The organism is Trichocoleus desertorum AS-A10, from assembly GCF_039962155.1.
Lineage (GTDB): Bacteria > Cyanobacteriota > Cyanobacteriia > FACHB-46 > FACHB-46 > Trichocoleus.
Map to the genome: position 1 here is coordinate 113,752 of NZ_JAMPKN010000004.1, position 19,973 is coordinate 133,724.

The 19,973-nt window shown below is 47.6% G+C and carries 18 protein-coding genes; 5 read left to right on the top strand and 13 right to left on the bottom strand.

The features are described from left to right. Positions 1 to 155 precede the first annotated feature (155 nt). The gene (locus NDA01_RS09010; protein WP_348227688.1) at positions 156 to 2,879 is read right to left on the bottom strand and encodes a valine--tRNA ligase; all 2,724 of its coding nucleotides are present in this window, start codon (positions 2,877 to 2,879) and stop codon (positions 156 to 158) included. Positions 2,880 to 2,978: 99 nt separating this feature from the next. Then, complete coding sequence (locus NDA01_RS09015) at positions 2,979 to 3,866, bottom strand: hypothetical protein (RefSeq protein WP_348227689.1); 888 nt, start codon at positions 3,864 to 3,866, stop codon at positions 2,979 to 2,981. Between the two features lie 139 nt (positions 3,867 to 4,005). On the opposite strand from NDA01_RS09015, the gene NDA01_RS09020 reads away from it, so the two are divergent. Continuing rightward, on the top strand, positions 4,006 to 4,356 hold the full coding sequence (locus NDA01_RS09020; protein ID WP_348227690.1) for a hypothetical protein: 351 nt from the start codon (positions 4,006 to 4,008) through the stop codon (positions 4,354 to 4,356). Positions 4,357 to 4,362: 6 nt separating this feature from the next. Continuing rightward, entirely contained in the window at positions 4,363 to 5,631 is a 1,269-nt protein-coding gene (locus NDA01_RS09025; RefSeq protein WP_348227691.1) for a glutathionylspermidine synthase family protein, read from the top strand. A gap of 78 nt (positions 5,632 to 5,709) precedes the next feature. On the opposite strand, the gene NDA01_RS09030 is transcribed toward NDA01_RS09025, so the two are convergent. After that, a complete protein-coding gene (locus tag NDA01_RS09030) occupies positions 5,710 to 6,159 on the bottom strand; it encodes a hypothetical protein (RefSeq protein WP_190435882.1) in 450 nt (149 codons plus the stop codon). A gap of 297 nt (positions 6,160 to 6,456) precedes the next feature. On the opposite strand from NDA01_RS09030, the gene NDA01_RS09035 reads away from it, so the two are divergent. Then, positions 6,457 to 7,245: a peroxiredoxin-like family protein gene (locus NDA01_RS09035; RefSeq protein ID WP_348227692.1), complete on the top strand. Its 789-nt coding sequence runs from the start codon at positions 6,457 to 6,459 to the stop codon at positions 7,243 to 7,245. Between the two features lie 12 nt (positions 7,246 to 7,257). On the opposite strand, the gene NDA01_RS09040 is transcribed toward NDA01_RS09035, so the two are convergent. The 6 genes from NDA01_RS09040 to NDA01_RS09060 all read right to left on the bottom strand — a co-directional run bounded on the left by NDA01_RS09040 (position 7,258) and on the right by NDA01_RS09060 (position 12,651). Next, complete coding sequence (locus tag NDA01_RS09040) at positions 7,258 to 7,578, bottom strand: hypothetical protein (protein ID WP_199295655.1); 321 nt, start codon at positions 7,576 to 7,578, stop codon at positions 7,258 to 7,260. Between the two features lie 96 nt (positions 7,579 to 7,674). Next, positions 7,675 to 8,634 (bottom strand): orange carotenoid-binding protein, encoded by a 960-nt coding sequence (locus NDA01_RS09045; protein ID WP_348227693.1) that lies wholly within the window; start codon positions 8,632 to 8,634, stop codon positions 7,675 to 7,677. 242 nt (positions 8,635 to 8,876) lie between these two features. Further along, a complete protein-coding gene (locus tag NDA01_RS09050) occupies positions 8,877 to 9,731 on the bottom strand; it encodes a HEAT repeat domain-containing protein (RefSeq protein ID WP_348227694.1) in 855 nt (284 codons plus the stop codon). Positions 9,732 to 9,973: 242 nt separating this feature from the next. Continuing rightward, positions 9,974 to 10,231, bottom strand: coding sequence for a Uma2 family endonuclease (locus NDA01_RS31875; protein WP_431193359.1), 258 nt, complete (start codon positions 10,229 to 10,231; stop codon positions 9,974 to 9,976). After that, positions 10,150 to 10,536, bottom strand: a complete 387-nt coding sequence (locus NDA01_RS09055; protein WP_431193353.1) for a Uma2 family endonuclease — start codon at positions 10,534 to 10,536, stop codon at positions 10,150 to 10,152. Before NDA01_RS09055 ends, NDA01_RS31875 begins: the two co-directional genes overlap by 82 nt. A 387-nt stretch (positions 10,537 to 10,923) precedes the next feature. Beyond that, positions 10,924 to 12,651, bottom strand: a complete 1,728-nt coding sequence (locus NDA01_RS09060; RefSeq protein ID WP_348227695.1) for a DUF262 domain-containing protein — start codon at positions 12,649 to 12,651, stop codon at positions 10,924 to 10,926. A gap of 508 nt (positions 12,652 to 13,159) precedes the next feature. On the opposite strand from NDA01_RS09060, the gene NDA01_RS09065 reads away from it, so the two are divergent. Continuing rightward, positions 13,160 to 14,113: an alpha/beta fold hydrolase gene (locus NDA01_RS09065; RefSeq protein WP_348227696.1), complete on the top strand. Its 954-nt coding sequence runs from the start codon at positions 13,160 to 13,162 to the stop codon at positions 14,111 to 14,113. Between the two features lie 106 nt (positions 14,114 to 14,219). Here the strand turns inward: NDA01_RS09065 and NDA01_RS09070 are convergent, their stop codons facing one another. Beyond that, entirely contained in the window at positions 14,220 to 14,609 is a 390-nt protein-coding gene (locus tag NDA01_RS09070; RefSeq protein ID WP_190435863.1) for a BON domain-containing protein, read from the bottom strand. Positions 14,610 to 14,953: 344 nt separating this feature from the next. Here NDA01_RS09070 and ilvN point away from each other — a divergent pair, with 344 nt between their 5' ends. Further along, positions 14,954 to 15,472 (top strand): acetolactate synthase small subunit, encoded by a 519-nt coding sequence (ilvN, locus tag NDA01_RS09075; RefSeq protein WP_190435859.1) that lies wholly within the window; start codon positions 14,954 to 14,956, stop codon positions 15,470 to 15,472. Here ilvN and NDA01_RS09080 read toward each other — a convergent pair. The 3 genes from NDA01_RS09080 to NDA01_RS09090 all read right to left on the bottom strand — a co-directional run bounded on the left by NDA01_RS09080 (position 15,469) and on the right by NDA01_RS09090 (position 19,940). Continuing rightward, positions 15,469 to 16,905, bottom strand: coding sequence for a PAS domain-containing sensor histidine kinase (locus tag NDA01_RS09080; RefSeq protein ID WP_348227697.1), 1,437 nt, complete (start codon positions 16,903 to 16,905; stop codon positions 15,469 to 15,471). The two genes, ilvN and NDA01_RS09080, sit on opposite strands and share 4 nt — an antisense overlap. Positions 16,906 to 16,989: 84 nt before the next feature. Beyond that, positions 16,990 to 17,343: a PAS domain S-box protein gene (locus NDA01_RS09085; protein ID WP_348227698.1), complete on the bottom strand. Its 354-nt coding sequence runs from the start codon at positions 17,341 to 17,343 to the stop codon at positions 16,990 to 16,992. A gap of 368 nt (positions 17,344 to 17,711) precedes the next feature. Continuing rightward, a complete protein-coding gene (locus tag NDA01_RS09090; protein WP_431193354.1) occupies positions 17,712 to 19,940 on the bottom strand; it encodes a pentapeptide repeat-containing protein in 2,229 nt (742 codons plus the stop codon). Positions 19,941 to 19,973: the final 33 nt, after the last annotated feature.

Consider the following 19,973-nt stretch of genomic DNA (forward strand, 5'->3'; position numbering starts at 1 on the left):
ATCAATCTCAAGCAATTTATCGAGCTGACTGGCGGGAATCGGAATGAAACCTAACCCCCAGCCCCTTCCGTGCTGTAGCTTGCTTCCCCAAAGGGGTGGGAAGGGGAGAAATATTCAAAGCCCCTCTCCTTGTAGGAGAGGGGTTTGGGGAGAGGTTAACTTACTTGAGACAATCGAGCTTTGAGGATCTCGGCTTGTTTCTCGGCTTCGGCTAGTGCATCCCGCGCACTTTGGACAACATCGGCAGGAGCTTTATCCACAAATTTAGAGTTGCTGAGACGACCAGATAGTGCGGCGATCTCGGCTTCTACTTTCTTTAGGTCTTTCTCCAGCTTGGCCTTCAATGCAGCCACATCTACTACACCTGCAAGCAGCACCAGAACTTGCACAGTTCCAACCACACCTGCGATCGCCTCAGGAGCTGATTCCAGTTTCTCCACAATGCTAAGGGTTTCTACTTTGGCGAGGTTTTGGATGTAGGCTTGACCCCCATCAAGGATTTGGCGTTCGCGATCGCTCTCACTTTGCAGAATAGTCTGCACCTTTGCTCCTGGCTTGACATCGGCTTCTGCTCGCAAATTACGGATGGTGCGAATGGTGCCGATCAACAGATCAAACTGGTGCTCTAGTTCAGCATCAATCTGGTTGGTGTCAACTTCTGGATACGCTTGCACCGCCAAGTACTGGTCTTCACCTGCTTGAGTCAGGGTGTGCCAGATCTCCTCAGTGATGTGCGGCATAAAAGGATGGAACAGTTTGAGGATGCCTTCCAACACATAAGCTAAGGTTTGCTGAGCCGCTTTGCGGGAGGTCGCATTCTCTCCTTGCAAGCGAGGCTTCACCAATTCGATGTACCAGTCACAGAAGTCGCCCCAGGTGAACTCATACAAGCCCTTGGCTGCTTCGCCTAACCCGAAGTTATCGATGTCATTACGGGTTTGCTGCACGACTTGATAGAAGCGAGAGAGAATCCAGCGATCGCTCAATTCCAAATTCTCAGCCGGAACTCCTAACTGTTGCGGGGTTTGACCTTCCAGGTTCATCATCACGAACCGGGAGGCATTCCACAGCTTATTGGTGAAGTTGCGAGACGCTTCTACCGAGGCGGATTCATCGGTTTTGCGGTTGTACTCCAAACGGATATCTTGGCCTGCACCTACGACCTCCCTAATTAACGTGTAACGTAGGGCATCGGTGCCGTATTTGTTAATTAGCAACAGGGGGTCGATGCCGTTGTTGGCTGACTTCGACATCTTCTTATTGTTTTCATCCCGCACCAAACCGTGGATGTAAACGGTCTCAAACGGCATTTGTCCGGTGAAGTGTCCAGCCATCATCGTCATCCGGGCCACCCAGAAGAAGATAATGTCGAACCCAGTCACCAACGTGGTGGTGGGATAGTAGCGTTGCAAATCTGCGGTCTGTTCGGGCCAACCCAATGTGGAGAACGGCCACAGACCCGACGAGAACCAAGTATCTAGCACATCCGGATCTTGTGCTAGTTGGACATCCGCGCCAAATTTCGCGATCGCCTTTTCTCTCGCTTCTGCTTCGCTATGGGCAACCACAAAGGGCGTGTTGTCCATAATCTCGCCATTGGTTTCACTCACTGCGTACCAAGCAGGGATTTGATGCCCCCACCAAAGTTGCCGTGAGATACACCAGTCGCGCAAGCTCACCAACCAATCGCGATACACTTTCGTCCAGCGATCGGGTACAAAGACTGGCTCTTGCTTTTGGTCAAGAAACTCCAGCGCCCGCTCAGACATCGGCTTGATTTTGATGAACCACTGAGTTGAGAGCAACGGCTCTACCGGAACTTTGCCGCGATCGCTGTAGGGGACGGAGTGCTTGTAGTCCTCAATCTTGACAAGCACCTCTAATTCTTCTAGACGCGCGACCACATTCTTACGAGCCACGAAGCGATCCTGACCTTGGAATGGCCCCGTATTCTCATTCATCGAGCCATCTTTATTCATGATGTTGATGAAAGGCAGGTTGTGCCGCTTGCCCATCTCAAAGTCGTTGGGGTCGTGGGCAGGAGTAACTTTGACGCAACCTGTCCCAAAGCTGGCATCAACGTACTCATCGCCAATGATCGGAATTTCTCGATTCATGATCGGCAGGGTGAGGGTTTTGCCAATCAGATGCTTGTAGCGATCGTCATTGGGATTCACCGCCACCGCTGTATCACCCAGCATTGTCTCTGGACGAGTTGTTGCCACTTCCACATAACCAGAACCGTCGGAGAGCGGATAGCGGAAGTGCCACAGATGTCCATTAACTTCTTGGGGTTCTACTTCCAAGTCAGACACCGCTGACTGAGTAGCAGGGCACCAGTTGACCAAATACTGACCGCGATAAATTAGCCCTTCTTCGTAAAGCTGCACGAAAGCAGTTAGTACTGCACGAGACAGCCCTTCGTCCATTGTGAAGCGTTCCCGTGACCAATCGACCGAAACTCCCAAGCGCCGCAACTGGTTAACGATCGTGCCGCCAGACTCAGCTTTCCACTGCCAGGCCCGCTCTAGAAACTGCTCACGGCCTAGGTCGTAGCGAGTTTTACCTTCTGCCTTGAGCTGCCTGTCTAGAATCGTCTGCACGGCAATACTGGCGTGGTCAGTTCCAGGCAACCAGAGCGTATTGCGGCCTAACATGCGGTGATAGCGCACTAAAGTATCAATCAGGGAACTCTCGAAGGCGTGCCCCATGTGCAAGCTACCCGTGACGTTGGGTGGCGGAATCACCACGCAGTAAGGCTCTCCACCATGATTGGGGTCAGCCTTAAAGACTTGGTTTTGCTCCCAAGCTGTTTGCCACTTAGATTCAGTTGTGGAGGGGTCGTACTGGCTGGCGAGGGTCGGGATAGTTGCAGTCATGAAGGGCAGACTAAATAAATTAATCAGAACAGATGCTTAACACTACTAAATTCTGCCATGATGCACCGCCAAGCCGCTAAGACAATGTATGGCGATCGCTCAAACAAATGGTACTTTCACTTCATAACTGACTGTTCCCAACCAAGGCACCTTGGGCAATTGATAAGGTTTGAATTTAAGGGGTTCTAGTCCAGATTTCTTGACTAGATACGTCAGAAAGTGCAGTGACCCTTGCAATAACTCAGTTGCGTTTGGGTGCTGAAAATCTTCGCGTTGTATTTGTGGGTCCAACTTCAATAAATTTTTGACCGATTTAAACAAACCCGAATCAGGTGACAGGCGAATATAAGTTGAGATCGCACGGCGGATTTCTGCTTCCACTTCTGCCGGATTTTGCAGTTGATTGTTGGTGATCGCTCCCTTAAACCGTTCTCGCAGATACCATCTAACGTTCTCGGCATAAGGTTGAGCATCATACTGAGCGATCGCTTGAGAAATTAAAGCTTGTTTACCAGAATTCAGCATCACTCCAACCATATAAGCCGCAATATTCGCTGCGTAGTCTGAATCTGAGGCATAGCGATTCAGAGCCTCCAAGACTGTAGGAATTTTGGGGTTGCTGCCCTGGGCATGAAAGGTGGCGATCGCAGAACCAATGTCGCCCGCCCAAGAGGTATGGTCTGCCGTCCAACTGGTTAAATCGGACCAACGCACTCCCGGTTGATTCATTTGATCCGAAAGTGCCGCCACAAAATGCCCAAAGTCCGTTTTCTCGCCACTGAGCAGTAGTTCTTGATTCAGCTTGCCCTTAAACTCACCTTCCACATAGGGCTGTTTATAGCCTGTGGCTGTACTCCACATCGGCGTGGTGTAGCTAGGCTTGGTGTAACCGCGCAGTTTGTTAGCAATCTCATAGACAGACTGGTCTGCATTGGCTCGCTCAATCTTTTCGATAAATTGTAATGCTGCTGTTAACTCAGGAGTCATTTCTTTTCCATCCTGGGAATTTTAGAAACGCGATCGCCCACAACCAGGAGAAACACTGACAACCTCAGGAATTCCTCATTCCGTAAACTTGCACGCAAATCTTGTAGCTTTTTCTCACTTAGTCCGATGGGACACTGGCATGAAATTGAAGCCTAGCTTATTACAACTAATTACTCTCTTGATGATGTCGTCCTTGATGGCATCATTCTTAGCCGCTTGCACGACGAATCCTAGCACCACCAATCTCAACTGCAATGACCCTGCCGTGAGGCAAGCTAACCGCGAATGCACCAACTCTTCAGGAAGTAGTAGCCGAACCTATGTCGGCGGTGGCTCGGGAGTTTATACTTCCGGTTCTGGTAGCACCTTACGGCAAGTGCCTGCCACCACTGGCAGCAAAGGCTCAAGTGTCGGCACCAGTAGCCAATCTAGTTCCAGCAGTGGCCGAGGTGGATTTGGTAGCTTTGGCCGTTGGGGCGGTATGGGCTAGGCAGCTATGAATAGCAAGATTTTCGACAGCCCAGAACGCGATTACTTGTTTAAGTCGATGCGGCTCAATTGGTATAACCTGTGCCCGATTGATGGCGAAACAGGTTTGCCGATCGCCTCTGAGCAAGTGCCTTACGCGCTCTACCACTGCCACCCAGTTTCACCTGACTTCGTGCGGGAGATGCAACAAGCCTCGGAAGCCGTGGGTCGAGTATTCATGAAAATGTGGTCCGTGATTCGGCAGTTGGATGGTGACACATTGCTCGACTATGGCTTCCCAGTCGAAACCATTCGCTTAGTCAAGTACGATCCGCTGCCTCCCCTCTGCATGCGGCTGGACTGGTGCTGGAACCCCGCTGTTAGCCTGAAAAAAGTCGTCGAAACTAATCCACAAACTCCCAGCTTTTGGTTTGAATGTACCGAAGGCAATGGCCATGTCGCCCAGCATTTTGGCTTGCAAGACCCCGTTCCCGGTGCCCAAAATTTGCTTCGTGCCAGCTTAAATCAACACCTCAAGCGAGCCGCAGCTTATCTCAAGAAACCCCTCTCAGATTGTCATGTTGCTTTTACCGCTCTCAACAACCCTGAAGATGTCGGCACTATGCAATGGCTGAGCCAGCATTATTCTGGTAAGAGCACTGTGTTTCCGTTGGAGTTTCTGCGAATTCAAAACGGCGATCGCCTCTTCCACGAACGGACTGGAGAGCGCGTTGACATTCTGTTTATGTGGTATCCGGTCGAGTGGGCGATTCACGATACCGACGAAGCAGGAGAGCGCCTCTGGCCTGCCTTGGAGCAGCTAATTCTGGAGCGCAAAGTCGTGATTGTAAACTTTGCTTCAGCGTTTCTGCTGCAACCCAAAAGTGTTTTTGCCCTGGTAAACGATTTAGGATCAGAATTCTTTGACGATCGCGACGCTGCCGCTGTAATCGACTATTTCCCCAAAACTTCCTTAACCACTGAGTCGCTGGGCAGCAACTACTTTGCTAAGCCAATTTTGGGCCGCCAAGGGGAAGGGGGATTTGCCGTTGAAGCAGGGGCGATCGCCAACCGCAGCCACAACAACGACCCTTGGTACACCGAGCAGCCCTACGTCTACCAAGAACTCCTAGAGTTTCCCCAACTAACTATTGCTGACGAGTTAATGACTGCCGTTTGGGGCGCGTGGCTCTACAACGATGGCCGCGATCGCCTCGTGGCTGGAGGCCTGGGGATGCGGGTTTCAGAAGGCGAGATTACAGACGACTATTCTTACTGGTGCCCGATCGGTTGTTAAGGCCATAAAAAATTCCGCAGGAGGCTCAACCAATAACCCCTGCGGAACTGTCTGGAACACAAACTTGCTGTCACGAGTTTAATCGATAAAACCCATTGAGTCTTCCTCTCCTTCATATTGGCTCACCATAATGGGGCGATGGTTGGGGAGGGAATCTAACGCTGAAATTTCCAATTTGCTAACTGCAATCGGTCGGTGATTGGGGAGAGAGTCGGAGTCGGCAACCTCTAAGGTGCTAGCAAAAATGGGGCGATCTTGATGGAGTCCGCCAAACTCTACAATTTGCAGGTCACTTTCAAAAATCGGACGGCCACCTGGCAAAGAACCTACATGGGCCACTCTTAGAGTGCTGGGCCCAATGGGGCGGTTATTGGGCAAAGGGCTAGGATGATAGGTTTGCAGCGCCAATCCTGAGGTTTTAGCCTTAGTCACACTACCCGTTTTTTTCTTGTCAGCAAGTTCCAAAGTTGCTGGTTGATCACTCTTAGCTTTGCTCTTGCTAGCGCTGGAAGTCTCTGTTGTGCTCATAGCCGACACCTTATCTGACCTAATTAACTGAATTTTTTATTCCCTACCAAGCTAGCGATCGCGTTGATCCTTATACCCCTGATCTACCTGCGATCCCACGCTTCGCTGATTGTATTGTAGGGGAAGATCAGCCCCAACTCTAAGCAAGACTGCTCAGTCCCTGTGATGACCCTAATTAGCTTTCTTGATGGCTCTAGCTTCAGAAGAGGCGATCGTCCTTCACCTCACTCCTAACTAGACTACCTGACTAAATCATTTATACTTTTCTAGTTTTTCTTCTCTGATCAGACCAATTTTATGGATGCTTACGCCATCATCAAGCAAACTCAACGGCAGCGGGTAAGCGATGGAGCGAGCGCACCGATTCTCAGCGATTGTCATGCTGCCAAACAGTTGGTCTTAGTCTGGCCGCAACTGGGAGACTTTGACAGTTTGGAATATGCCTGGTGGCTGCAACGAGAAGCAGAACAGCTCCAAGCTCAGAACATCACAATTCGAGCCGTGGGAATTGGCGATCGCGCTTCTGGTCAGAAATTTTGCGACTTCACAGGTTTTCCCGCTGACTGCTTATTTGTAGATCCCACCGCAGAACTGCACCGCCAACTCAACCTCTACTCGGGTCTCTCGCTCAAAGTACCTAGTCTCTCCTCGGCTCAGAATGCCTGGATGAACTTGATGCTGATGTGCGCCGGGATTGGTAGCCCTGGGACATTGGCCGAAGTGTTTCGGGGTTATCGGGGCGATCGCCAGGCCCCACAACTCATTACCGATGAGGAAGTGGTGCAAGCTAAACCACTCCCTCCTTTCAAAGGTTCATTCTTTAAACTGGCAGGCGGTACAGGATTTCAACGCCCCTTCGAGCTGGCTACCCTGCGCCTGCGAAATATGACAGAAGTGCTGAGCCACTGGAAAACTTATGTGCCAGATGCCGCTTATATGACGCAGCGAGGAGGTACTTTTCTCTTTGATGCTCAGGGGGAATTGCTCTACGAACATCGCGATCGTGGCATCCTTGGCTTTGCAGAAGATATGAGTAACCCGCTATCGTTTCTGGGCGATGGCTCTTGCCTCAATGTAGGTTCTTAGGCAGGGCATTTCTCACATGCGGGTAAGAGCTGCTATTTTGGTCAGCTTATCTTTTTCTAGCCCCTCTAGCTCCTTGAGATGCAACCAACCCTCCTTAACCAACTGAGCAAACACAAAGATCAGCACTGAATATTTATAGTCGTACTTGCCATCGAGCTGGTGTCTTCTTGCACTTAGGAAATCATGTAACAGCCAAGTATCATCCAATTTTGTAATCGTGCTAGCTCTCTCACGAACTTCTGTTATCAAAGCATTAATTTCTCGTTCGTAGGCTCTTTCAAAAGCTTCCTGAGCTACTTCTTTCTCTACTTGAGACCACTCAACGTCACTCATTTGCACTATTTCTAATATCATCTGGTCAAGACAAAGCTGAGCGCCCTTTAGGAGAGCGCTCACAATCGTTCAGAGCTTATCTACAGGGTCACTTCTTTAGCGAATCAAGTTCAGCAATTCTTTAGGAGAAGCCAACAGATCAATTGCGACAAAGAAAATCTTGCCTTTAGGATTGATCAAGAATCGCCAAGCCATATTCATGCCCACAGCGGCACCAAACCAAGGAGTTTGGACTTTGCCAGTGACTTTTACTTGGGTGTAACCGTCTTCTGCGGGTTCAGAAACGCCTCGCTCTGGAATCAGATTCAGATTTTGACATTCTTCGTTGAAGAATTGCAGGATGCCATCTCTGCCAACGATGGGTCTCTGAAAAGGAGGCTGAAGGGCACCATCGGGTGCGAACAACTCAATCAAAGCGCCAAAGTCGTTGGCATTCAAATTGTTCATGTAGCTCAGCACCGTCGGGTTATCAATCCCTTCAATAGTGACTCGAGTACGCTGTGAGATCTCTTTGGGAGTAACAACAGGTTCAGTAACTTTGGTGTAGTCACCCAACTTACCTGGGTCAAACCCCATATCAACTACAGAATTGCGTAGGACTGTAATTTGTTGGCCCTGATCTAGTTCTCTAACCGCTTGCAGTACTGCTGAGGCGTTGGCGGAAAGTTGATAGCCTGCTGGAATGGGAGCCACAATTCCCTCATCCATCCATTGCCCAAGCTTGTACCAGAAGCCTAGCTTGATGTTTGCAGACCAAGCAGCGTAGGTGCGACAAATTGGGGTGTCAGCATGGTTTGCCAGGTCACACATGACTTGCGTTTGCTCAGCAAAAGTCATTTTTCGAATTTGCTCTAGAGTTGCTTCTGCAAACTGCATACTGGCAGCGCCAGGAGCGGCAACGGTAATGGTCTGGCCCATCTCCAGATAAGCGAACCAAGTCCATGCTAGTTGGTCTTCGGCGTTGAGTTGTTTGAATCTAGCGATCGTAGCTGGTACTGCATCAGCAAATAGAGTTTGAGGAAAAATTCCGCGAGCTGAGTCAATCGTAATCGGCATAGTACGGGCCTAACCTTGATGAGATTTACAACTGACAAAGAGATGCACTCCAGAGCGTTTCACGCTGAAGCTTCAGCAATCTGTTAAGAGAATAACACTAAATTTCACAAAACTTAACAAACGTTTACGTAAAGTCGCGGGTTTGCCTCGATCTTGCGAAAGCAGCACCTAATGGGTTTACTCAGGTTTGCGGAGAGGCGCTCGCAAATTAGTGCGAATCAATTAGGATTGCCAATCACCCCTCACAAAAATTCAAGCGAACTGTCAGCCAGTGCTATTGAAATTGCTGGATCATCCACTAATGGGCCTAGCACGGCGATCGCGTCCTGGCGATAGAGTTGAACAAGACTCTCTGTGGCAGCTGTCTTGACTTCAGCAGACTCATGCTTACACAGCCCCAGCAACATGCGTTTCGTCTTTTCGTGTCTAAAATGTGCAAGCGTGCGAGCCAGCACTTCCTGAAGTTCGGTGTCCTCAATAGTCAGAAGATGCTCAAGAAAGGAAGGGTCGGCAGTTCGGCGCTTATTGCACAGCGCCCATAAGCAGTCCAACAAAACATCTATCTGACTAGACTCTGCAATCCTAGCCTTAAGTATTTCGTAGGGAACTGGGATAGACGGAGAATCATATTTCTCACGAATCTTTCTTGACCCATAGGAGCCGTAGTCTAAACATGCTGGACATCCGCATGGTGGCTTTCTATGAGCGTGGGGCTGATAACGCCAACCGATTTTTTGAGGTAAATGACGAATCTTGGTGATTTCTGCCGCATCGATCTTTCTCTCGATGAACATCTCATAACCCAATGGATCTGCAAGTGCAGAAAAGTCACGGATGGCTTGCCCTAAGGGTAGACGTTGGTGTTTTGAGCTGTACTTCCCTGCCCAAACAAGCTCATCTGATGGCAAGCAAAAGTAAACACCAACCAATACCCGTGCACCCCTACGCCGAAGTTCCCGTAACCACTGATGCGATATAAAGTGATCCTGTACAACAGGCATGAAATAGATGACGCTACGATATTTTCCTAGCGCAATGCCAGACTCTTTGATTCGGGCACTATTTTTTTCGTCTGTGATGTGGACAAGCGTGGGCATTGTCTTAGCCAACTAGCTTATTAATTCAACAGCGGCTCTACCATCTAATCCTGAAAAATTAGTCATTATCCATGCCTACCTATGCAGCCACTTCAATCTCATTGTTTACGACATCAACGTGTAAGACTGCTGAAGTTTTCAACTGAGTTCTGCTGGGGAATGGGTGAGGCGATCGCGGTATCTCGGCTTCGCAGCCAATATGAGCAACCTGCTGTCATTTTTAGGAAACAGGAAATAGATTTTTAATCTAATAACCAAGCGAACAAATCTTTTACAGTCAGATTGAGCCCTGCTGCAAAACTAGGCATAGGAAGCAGGATGTCTCTCTCGTCAAAGACCTGAATTCGCTGTTCGGGAAGGTAGACAAATACTGTCTGCTCGTCGGGGTCAATCAACCAACCCATCTGAGCACCATGCTTTAGGCAATGCAAAATGTTTTTGGTAACTCTGGTTTGGCTCTGATCAGGAGACAGGATTTCGATTGTCCAATCGGGTGCGATCGCACCCGATTGGCAACTGTGCCATCTTGATCACGGGGAATTCTCACCCACTCAAACACAGACACGTCGGGCACAATTGAGCGATCGCCAAACGTACAGCGCAACTCGGGGAAGGCGCGACCGACTCGCTGGCGTTTAATCACTGCATTGATCGCAGGTACAAGCTCACCTTGAATCGAACTATGTTTTCCCTGAGGCATGGGTTTTTGAATAATCTGACCCTCGATATACTCACTAGCAGGTTTAGTTTCAGGCTGTTGCAGAAACTCCTCTAGGGTCAAAGGCTTGGATAATGCTCGTACCATTGAGATTGCCTCCCAGACTACCCAATTGGCGCTAACTTCTATTCTAGGTAGAAACCCGTGCAGCAAAGCAATCTTGCTTTAGGAGCGATCGCCAATTAGTCATTGTCGCTAGAGGCGATCGCGGCGTTATCGAATTTGAAGCTGATATAAACAACTCACTGTCGTTATCTATCAGATAAATATTGCTAAATGCAGGCTAACTCCCCTGTTAACAGCTGCCAGTAACATTTGCAGATCCAACAGGATCTTCTGTTAGTCAACTCCAAAAAATATTAGGAGGCTCTCGCACTGACGGCATCCCAAATTTCGAGGTCTAACCCCCCTTATTTACTCTCTTACCAACAATCCCCTGTGTTACAGAAATCATACTTCACTAAATTTCATTCATTAGATTTCCCAAATATTCTGATAGCAATGCTTAGCAAGGTTTTCTGTCCTCTTGTCTATTGTATTAGAGTTCCACGGGGCTAAATACTCTGCTGAAAACTCCCGTGGTAGGGAATATTGTGATTCTTGGTAAATAGATAATTTATCGACAACCAATCTATCTTTAGCTTTTTCGTTAAGCTCTTGACTTAAGGGCAAAAGGTTGCCAATTCTTCCAATAATTTCCTTGTCATTATTAGACTGACAGAGAATATGCTCAAGGCTAATGTTTTCTGGCGCCAGTTCATTTGTTGCTAATTTACTTCGTTCAATTTTATTGAATATGTACTGTATTAGTTTCTTGTCACGCGTGTATCCATTGTAAAACTTTAGTTCTTTAAATTTATCTATAAATGTTGTTTCATCAGGTATTCTTGTTGTGAGGCTATCTTTAAGTACATTGAGTATCTCTTTTGCTCTTCGCTTATCTGAAGCGTTTTGAAGATCTCTTGCTGCACGAGAATAACTCCCCTCAATACCAGAAGGTCTTAGGGAACATACTGCATTAAACATAAAATGAAACCGTTCAAGAAATAGCATAATTTCTTTTTGGTCATCAGGTTTGACAATCCTCCTTTCTCTGGCTTTAAATAAGCTCAGTAGAAATGGCCTTTGCTGAGTAATATTGAATATTTTGAATGCGCTTAGAGCATTGTATATAGGCTTCTCCTCTTGCTGCTTGAAGTCCTCTTGAATGGGAGAGGCGATTTTTACATATGTTCTGGCATCTGAATAAAGCTCCTTTATGAATTCTTTTGCATTAATTTTATTTTCCATCCAAAGCTTCTTAAAGCTTTTATAAATATTTTCCTCACCCACATAAGAATATTTTGATATCCACCAGTGACGAACAAATGTTTCTAGACTGCCTACGCTATCTCTAGATGATATAACCAATCTAATATTTTTCCAGGTTGTTTTCGCATCATCATCTGGATGAGTATCATTTAGCTCTTTAAAGAGTTTGTTCTTAATGAGATCTACAAAGCTAAGATTCATCCCTCTGGCATTGAGAGTTTCAAAAATTGTGTATGCTTCCTCTTCTTCCGTAACAGTTATAAAAATTACCTTTAGATACTTTACTACTTGGTCACGAATCGCTCTAAGCAGAATCTCATACTTTTCATCACTAACTTTTTTTCCTATGTGAAAGCGGCTTGCAAGATTCTCTCTGGCCGTGAAGCTATAAAAATCCTGATATGAAGACAACAAAGTTTTCTCTTCATCACTTTGTGGATCAGATTGTTCCTTGTTAATATATTGAATGCTTTTTTGAAAAAAAGGTTTTGGAGTTTCATTGTCTAATTTAAAGTAATTCTTTCCATCATCATCTTGACCCTCTATATAATTCTTAAAAATTGCTTCTGCGAGGTTCTCTTTCTTTAGTTCCTTGAATCTTTCACATAAAACAGAGAGGAGAATGGTAATCGTTGTGAGCCTTTGTTGCCCATCTACAATCTGTAGAACATTTGACTTGTCATCACCAACAAGTACAAGAGCACCAATAAAATACTCTTCATGACTTATATCTTGTTCAGAATTTATCTGGATATTAGTTATGATATCGTCCCATAATTCTTTAACTTGCTCTTTTGACCAAGAGTAAGCGCGCTGGAAGCGAGGGACAACATATTTTCTTTTTACGGAGAAAAGATCTGAAATCGTTCTAGTGTATGCGTGAAGTTCCATGTTTTTTCGTATTACTAGTATTGAGTTGTCTTGCCCTGGCGAATACAAGCTAATTTATTAGGTATTAAATTTTGCTGCTTAATACGTTAAATTTAACAATTACATGAAAAGCAATCAGTTGTTACGTGTCTTGCCATCAATTAGTTTTAGATGACTGAAATATTACCAATTATGCTTAAGGAAAAAGTGAAAAACCTCCAAAAAATCAACACTTTTTCTATCTATATTATGTATCCAGATTTGATTTCTTGTCTAATGTTTGGAAATAGCATCTAGGCTAACTTCCTTCATATTAGTACTTAAGTAGGATGAACATTTAACGCGGCTACCTATCGAGGTACTTAATCCTATCGATTACTACATCAGGTTTGCCAGGATCGTTAAAATTTCAAACTAGAACCTGCTGGATGAATGCGTGACGCGATCGCCCCTCCCCTTTCCCCTCACGCACCCAAGCAACAAAATTTTTGGCTTAGCATAGGCTTTAGGAGCAACTATTGAGGTCAGCGTGGTCACTTCTTTGCCTTGGCATCAGCGGGTTGGCAATCAGCGAGATTGGGTTTGGCGGGGGTGGCAAACTCGCTACACTTACATGCGAGCGGCCCAGGGAGCCACTAGCAATACGCCCCTAATTTTGCTGCATGGGTTTGGCGCGTCAATTGGGCACTGGCGGCAGAATCTAGAAGTGCTGAGCCAATTCCACACTGTTTATGCGCTCGATATGTTGGGGTTTGGAGCTTCCGAGAAAGCAGTGGCTAACTACAACGCAGCTTTTTGGGTCGAGCAAGTTTATGACTTCTGGAAAACCTTTATTCGCCAGCCTGTGGTGTTAGTGGGTAACTCCATTGGCTCGCTGATTTGTATGGCAGCAGCAGCGGCTCACCCCGATATGGTCGCGGGGATTGCCATGCTCAGCTTGCCCGATCCTTCTGCCCGCGAAGAAGCGATTCCTCAATTTCTCCGACCCGCGATCGCCACTCTCGAAGGTCTATTTGCCTCCCCGCTATTGCTCAAAACCATATTTCGAGTGGTGCGTCGGCCTCAAGTCGTAAAGCCCTGGGCCAAAATTGCCTACGCCAACCCAGAAGCTGTTACCGATGAACTCGTAGATATTTTGACTGGACCTGCCCAAGACCGAGGCTCTGCTCAAGCATTTTGTGCCATCCTCAAAGCCATGACCAGCACCAAATTTGGCCCTAGCGTCAAATCTATGCTGCCAACCCTGCAAATTCCCATGCTGCTGATGTGGGGGAAGCAGGACCGGATGATTCCTTATAGCTTGGCGCGGCAGTTCATCAGCTACAACCCCAACCTTAAGTTTGTCGAAGTAGACAACGCTGGTCATTGCCTGCACGATGAATGTCCCGAAGCAGTGAATCAGGCGATTCTGGAGTGGATTGATTCTTGGAGTGCAGCTAAAACGGCTGGATTTTCACCGCTACCAGTTGCTGTTGAGGAGTAACGGCTCATAAAAAAATCTCTACTGGATTCAGTAGAGATCAAAATTAGGAGAGATAAAATCAAACAGCAGTACAGGATAAATTTTGAATTTGTCACGCTACCATGACTTAGCCTATCGTGACTTGGTCGGTTTCTACGCCAGTCGCACCGCTAACGTTTCTAGCGACTGAAACCATTCTGTTGAGAATATCTTGGCTGGGTACTTTGCCCTTCAGTACGACAGTGCCGCCAGTCTGAGCCACATACAGCGTCTCAATGTCATCCAACTGGTCATCTTCGTCAAATGCTAGAGCGACACGCTTTGCTAGACCACTCTGGTCGTACTCACCATTTAGGCCCACTCGCTCTGGGGGAGTTGCTTCAGTTGCAGAAGGGGCAGCGTAGGATTGTCCTGCGGGTGCGCTTTGGGGCGCTGCTTGGGGTGCAGGAGTTGCATTAATTGCCTGCTGAGGATTTTGAGGCTTCTTAACGCCAAACAGTCTTTGTAACCAACCCATAATCTTGCTCCGAATCAATCTTTACTTAACTTGATTAAAAACATTTCAGGCCAGTCAAGCATCTGCCCAGGAAAAGAGGTCAGCAAGGAGCAGCGCTAACCCTATTGACAGAGACATAGTTAGTTGCTCCGGTCAGAAATCCCCGCTGGTTGGGCAAGTTTCATCAGCTCAAGATAGCCTTGCAAATCTAGGCATCGAGTTGCTAGTTGGGTGGCAAAGCCTGTGCAGCACAACCTCACAAATCTAATTTGATGAATTAATAGTTTTCCAATCGAGAGAGAGCGCGATAAAATGGCGGTCTACTGTGCTGTTGCTACCAGCATTTTGGTTAGACAATTACTGCGATGAAACATACCCTTTCTGTTCTGGTTGAAGATGAAGCGGGAGTTCTAACCCGCATTGCTGGTCTGTTTGCCCGTCGGGGTTTTAACATTGAAAGCTTAGCCGTAGGCCCAGCCGAGCAGATGGGAGTCTCTCGAATTACGATGGTGGTTCCGGGTGATGACAACAGCATTGAGCAGCTTACCAAGCAGCTCTACAAGCTGATCAATGTCATCAAGGTGCAGGATATTACCGAAGTGCCCTGTGTCGAACGAGAGCTGATGCTGCTGAAGGTGAACGCGGTTAGCTCCAATCGTTCGGAGATTGTGGAACTGGCGCAAATCTTCCGGGCGCGGGTGGTAGATGTGGCGGAAGATGCCATCACTCTAGAAGTTGTGGGCGATCCGGGCAAAATGGTGGCGATCGTGCAAGTGTTGAACAAATTTGGCATTCGCGAAATTGCCCGCACCGGAAAAATTGCCTTAACTCGCGAGTCGGGAGTCAATACTGAGTACTTGAAGTCTCTCGAAGCCAAGCTTTAGGCATCCGCAGCCACGTCCTGAAGCGGAATTTCGATCCAAAACTCTGTGCCTTGCTCCGGTGCTGAAGTACATCGGAGCGTTCCTTTGTGTTTATCTACAATAATTTGGTAGCTGATGGCTAACCCTAAGCCAGTCCCTTGTTGCGTGGGTTTAGTGGTAAAGAATGGCTCAAATAGTTTTGCCTGCACTGCTTCTGGGATACCTGGGCCGTTGTCATGAATTTGGATAATCACGCGATCGCTCTGGTCGCCCAACGGTTGAGTCTTGTCAGGTGCAACCGTTGAGTTTACTACTGAGGTTTTGATCGTGATGACTCGCGGTTCGGGTTGCTCTTCTAAAGCATCGATCGCATTACTGAGCACATTCATAAATACTTGGTTGAGTTGGCTGGCGTAGCACTCCACCTCAGGCAATTCGCCATATTTTTTAACTACGGTAATTTCTGGATCGCGTCCCTTGGACTTCAGCCGATTTTCCAAAATCAACAAAGTACTGTCGATTCCAGCATGAATATCCACAGCTTTGCGTTCCGCTTCATCCAGTCGCGCAAACGTCCGCAGTGACAAAACAATTTCCCGAATCCGTTCGGCCCCAATCTGCATCGAAGCTAAGATTCTCGGCAGATCGTTGATTAAAAAATCGAGTTCGATCGCTTCACTAAACTCGATAATCTTGGAGTTAGGTTGAGGATAAGCTTGCTGATAAAGTTGCAGCAAAGCCAACAAGTTCTGCGTGTATTGATCGGTGTAAGTTAAGTTGCCGTAGATGAAGTTGACGGGATTGTTAATTTCGTGAGCGATGCCAGCCACCATTTGGCCCAAGCTGGACATTTTGGCACTTTGAACAAGCTGTGTTTGGGTTTGCTTCAGTTCCAGCAGGGTTTGGCTGAGTTGTTGCGCTTGGAGGGTAGCAGCTTCTGCCAAGGCGCGATTTTTAGCCTCACTTTCGCGTAAGACTGCTTCTGTGTACTGGCGATCGCAAACTTCCTGTTGCAGTTGGTTGTTAATAAACGACAAGGTTGCTGTTCGCTCTTCTATCAAGTCTTGTAATTGTTCTTGGTGTCGCTTTGAGAGTGCTTCTGCTTGTTGGCGTTGCGTAATATTGCGAATCGCGACTACAACACCATTGTCTGCGTCTTTGAGATGAATACAAGTACAAGAAATTTCTATAACTAACGTGGTATTATCCTGTCGAAATTCATAACAGGCAGTCGAATCTCTCTGACGTTTGAAGGCCATTGTGACTGGATGGGCCGCCACAGAAACAGGTTCGCCATTTTGGATTAAAGGCAACAAATTGATTAGCTTGGTGCCTAAAATTTCAAATCGATTTTTGGCAATTAGGTGATCGAATGCGGTGTTAGACCACTGAACTCTTCCTAGTTCATCAGTCCAGGCGATCGCTTCTGTAATTGCTCCCAGCGCCACCTCCATCTTTCCCAGAGTTGTGCGCAATTTGCTGACTAGGTCAGTTGAGTTAGCCACCATCTGTATCCTTGGAATTCAGCAATGAGGTAATTAGGCATCCAAGGGACGAAGTATGGCTGCAAAAAACCAATTTCCTGCTAATTTTTCAGCCGTAATAAAATGCTCAGCCTCAATCTCTGTGCCATCTTTTTTGACTGCTTTTAGTTTCAACGGGTGGTTGAGAACTTTTGACTGTTCAGTCATGGCAAAGCGCGAAAAGCCCAGGTGGTGGGAATCGTGGAAGCTTCTTGGAATTATTACTTCCAGTGTGTGCCCTAACACTTCGTCGTCATCCCAGCCAAAAACCGCTCTAAAAGGCTCGTTTGCGTAAATGATTAGTCCCTGCTCATCAGTTACTAGAACAGGCAATTCCGCTTGAAGCTTGATTTCTTCGATTGTCTTCATCTATGGCTCGGAGTTGTTATAAAAACAGCTAAGAGGTGAGGCAATAATTGCTACGGAAATTGCTTCTAAGGGAGTTGGAGTCATGGTGGTAGAAAGTTTTGGATGAAATCTTTCCACTCTGAAGATGCACGCCTGATTTAGCACGAAACTCAGCGATGTTGCTAAAGTTACTTATGTTTAACGGAGATTAATGAAAAAAATTAGTCAAAGCTAGAGCACATCGAACTACTAACTTTGTAAGTTGACGTTTGTCGCTTATGCTTAGTGCCGCATTTTTATAAAGCTTATTCGTGATTTGTCTAGGAAACAATCACACTAAGGTAATATTTGATGCTAAGTACAAGTATGGTAGGTACTACAGATTCTTGCTACTTGAAGTAAATCAATAGGTTTAGCCCTGGAATAGTACGCGACAGGGTCCAAAGCAGCAAGGCAATGAAGAGGATGCCTAGGCTCCACTGATACCAAACGAGGGTGGTAATTAAACCAGGCATATCGCGATCGCGCAGACGAATGTCATTAAAGCCAAAGCGCAGCAGGTTGTTGAAGCTGAAGTCGTAGTAGTTGAGCCAATTCCAGCGGCGATCCCAGAGTAGCGGCACGTAGCGCTCCTGGAACAACGGGAAGCGGGGCATGATTGGCATCCGTCCAATTAGGAGGCGCAATTGCCGCAAGCTACCTTCTTCGACAAAATAGCTGACATCCATTAAGTTGTGGTAGCGACCCTGCTGGTACAGCCGACCCAAGAGCAAAAGAGGAATTGGCACAATCACCACGGCGAGGCAAGCTAAGGTGAGCCAAGGGCGATCGGAGGTTTGAAAAATCGTTACCAGCCCGCCTAAGGACAACACACTGAAGCTACTCAGCACCGCGATCGTTTCGTAGAGAGTCGGCACAATGGGCTTGGGTCGTAAGCGACGTAGGCGATCGATCAGCCAAAACAGCACGCCAAAGTAAGCGATCGCCACAATCTCTACGCCAAACACCAACCAGAAATTGGTGCCATATCGGCTCAGCAGCAACAGCAGGCTAAGGCAGAGCCAGTGCAATCCATCTAACACCCACCCCACACAGTTGCGAGAATCGGCGGCTATGGCGCGATCGCGAATCTTGATATAGTCAGCCAGGTCAATGCTGTTGAGGGTGAGCAGTTCGGTCAAGGAGCGAAAGGGTTGCTCGACTCGGCGTTGGACGATCGCTTCTGCTTGAGCCGCAGAAAAACCAATCTTGACCAGACGGGGCACAGAGGCAGTGTTGATATTCGTCCCTAAAAGTCGTTGCCGTAGTTCTTGCAGTCGCAAAGATTCGGTTTTGTATTCAATCTGATTGGCGTCACTAATTTGCTCTAGCTGGCGAAAGTTCCGCACCAAATTCCGCAGCAAGCTTTCATTGCCTTGCAACACTGGAACCGAAAGCGATCGCCCAATCTGGCCCGGATTACCGAGAAACTTGGCATGGTCAGCATCAAACTTTAACCCTGGCACATTCAGGTAAGCCGCTTTACTAAAGCCCACATCGCTAAAGTCGGCTTGCTCCAGAATGCTGGCTCCTCGCAGATTTACAGGACGACTAAATTGCACTTCCCGGAAGCTCACAGGTTGCTCAAACTCCGCTTCCGTCAGAAAGCAAGACTGCACGAATCGACTTTTATTAAACTGAGCTGCTTCTTGCCAATGGGTTTGGGCCAAGTCTGCATTCCCTTGCCACTGCACCCGACTGAAATTGGCAAATTGCCGAAACATGGCTTGGCTAAAGTTGGCTGTGCCCTGAAATTCACTGCTTTGGAAGTTAACGAGTCCCTGAAACTGCGACTGATTAAACCCTGCGCGATCGAAGAAGATACTGCTGCGAAATCGAGCTTCTTGATTAAAAGTCGTTCCGGCGAAACTGCTGGGTTGGCTGAAGCGGGTGCCCGACCAATCAGATTCTTGACCAAACCAAGTCCCCTGAGCTTCCACCCGATTCAGAAAGAACGTATTGCTAAAGTTCGCCGCTCCTACAAAGCGAGTCTGAGACAGTTTCAGCGGGCCGCGAAACACAGCAATTTGTAGAGGAGCTAAGGCTTGAGTACCTACGTTGGGAGTGGTGATGAGCGATCGCGACAGTTCACTCAATCGAGATAAACGACGGCGATCGCGCCGCAACTGCTCTTGCTCGGCTGTTGTAAAGATGGGAGACAACGCCTGCCCATACATCGGCGCTCTCAAGCCCAACTGGTTGCCCGCAAACTCTCCTTGAATCACCGAATAGCTCAGATCCAACCCTAAAGGCGATCCTGCCCGCTGCAACTGAGTTTGCAACAAACGGTAGAACTGATCGCGAAATGCGGCATTTTCTGGTCGCAGATCAATGTCGAGGCGGCGCAGATCAATCGTGCGAATCCCCTCACTCTGTGCTGGCGATCGCAACCGTTCCTGCAACAGATCTAAGGTTAGGAGGGTGCGTTCTGGTGGGGCAGCGGCCCAACTTGGCTGTGGCCATAGCAGGCCTAGCAACAGACCGCACAGCAGCAATAAGCGAATGATTTTACGAATGAATCGGGAGGCGATCGCCCTTTCAGAACGATGCTCCCAGCAATCCCCAAATAGCCAGCGCAAGAATTATGACCCCAATTTACAGCTCTCGGCTAG

Bases quoted from the DNA above. Each gene is read 5' to 3' on its own strand.
- NDA01_RS09010 (WP_348227688.1), bottom strand. From the start codon at position 2,879: ATGACTGCAACTATCCCGACCCTCGCCAGCCAGTACGACCCCTCCACA.
- NDA01_RS09015 (WP_348227689.1), bottom strand. From the start codon at position 3,866: ATGACTCCTGAGTTAACAGCAGCATTACAATTTATCGAAAAGATTGAG.
- NDA01_RS09020 (WP_348227690.1), top strand. From the start codon at position 4,006: ATGAAATTGAAGCCTAGCTTATTACAACTAATTACTCTCTTGATGATG.
- NDA01_RS09025 (WP_348227691.1), top strand. From the start codon at position 4,363: ATGAATAGCAAGATTTTCGACAGCCCAGAACGCGATTACTTGTTTAAG.
- NDA01_RS09030 (WP_190435882.1), bottom strand. From the start codon at position 6,159: ATGAGCACAACAGAGACTTCCAGCGCTAGCAAGAGCAAAGCTAAGAGT.
- NDA01_RS09035 (WP_348227692.1), top strand. From the start codon at position 6,457: ATGGATGCTTACGCCATCATCAAGCAAACTCAACGGCAGCGGGTAAGC.
- NDA01_RS09040 (WP_199295655.1), bottom strand. From the start codon at position 7,578: ATGAGTGACGTTGAGTGGTCTCAAGTAGAGAAAGAAGTAGCTCAGGAA.
- NDA01_RS09045 (WP_348227693.1), bottom strand. From the start codon at position 8,634: ATGCCGATTACGATTGACTCAGCTCGCGGAATTTTTCCTCAAACTCTA.
- NDA01_RS09050 (WP_348227694.1), bottom strand. From the start codon at position 9,731: ATGCCCACGCTTGTCCACATCACAGACGAAAAAAATAGTGCCCGAATC.
- NDA01_RS09055 (WP_431193353.1), bottom strand. From the start codon at position 10,536: ATGGTACGAGCATTATCCAAGCCTTTGACCCTAGAGGAGTTTCTGCAA.
- NDA01_RS09060 (WP_348227695.1), bottom strand. From the start codon at position 12,651: ATGGAACTTCACGCATACACTAGAACGATTTCAGATCTTTTCTCCGTA.
- NDA01_RS09070 (WP_190435863.1), bottom strand. From the start codon at position 14,609: ATGGGTTGGTTACAAAGACTGTTTGGCGTTAAGAAGCCTCAAAATCCT.
- ilvN (WP_190435859.1), top strand. From the start codon at position 14,954: ATGAAACATACCCTTTCTGTTCTGGTTGAAGATGAAGCGGGAGTTCTA.
- NDA01_RS09080 (WP_348227697.1), bottom strand. From the start codon at position 16,905: ATGGAGGTGGCGCTGGGAGCAATTACAGAAGCGATCGCCTGGACTGAT.
- NDA01_RS09085 (WP_348227698.1), bottom strand. From the start codon at position 17,343: ATGAAGACAATCGAAGAAATCAAGCTTCAAGCGGAATTGCCTGTTCTA.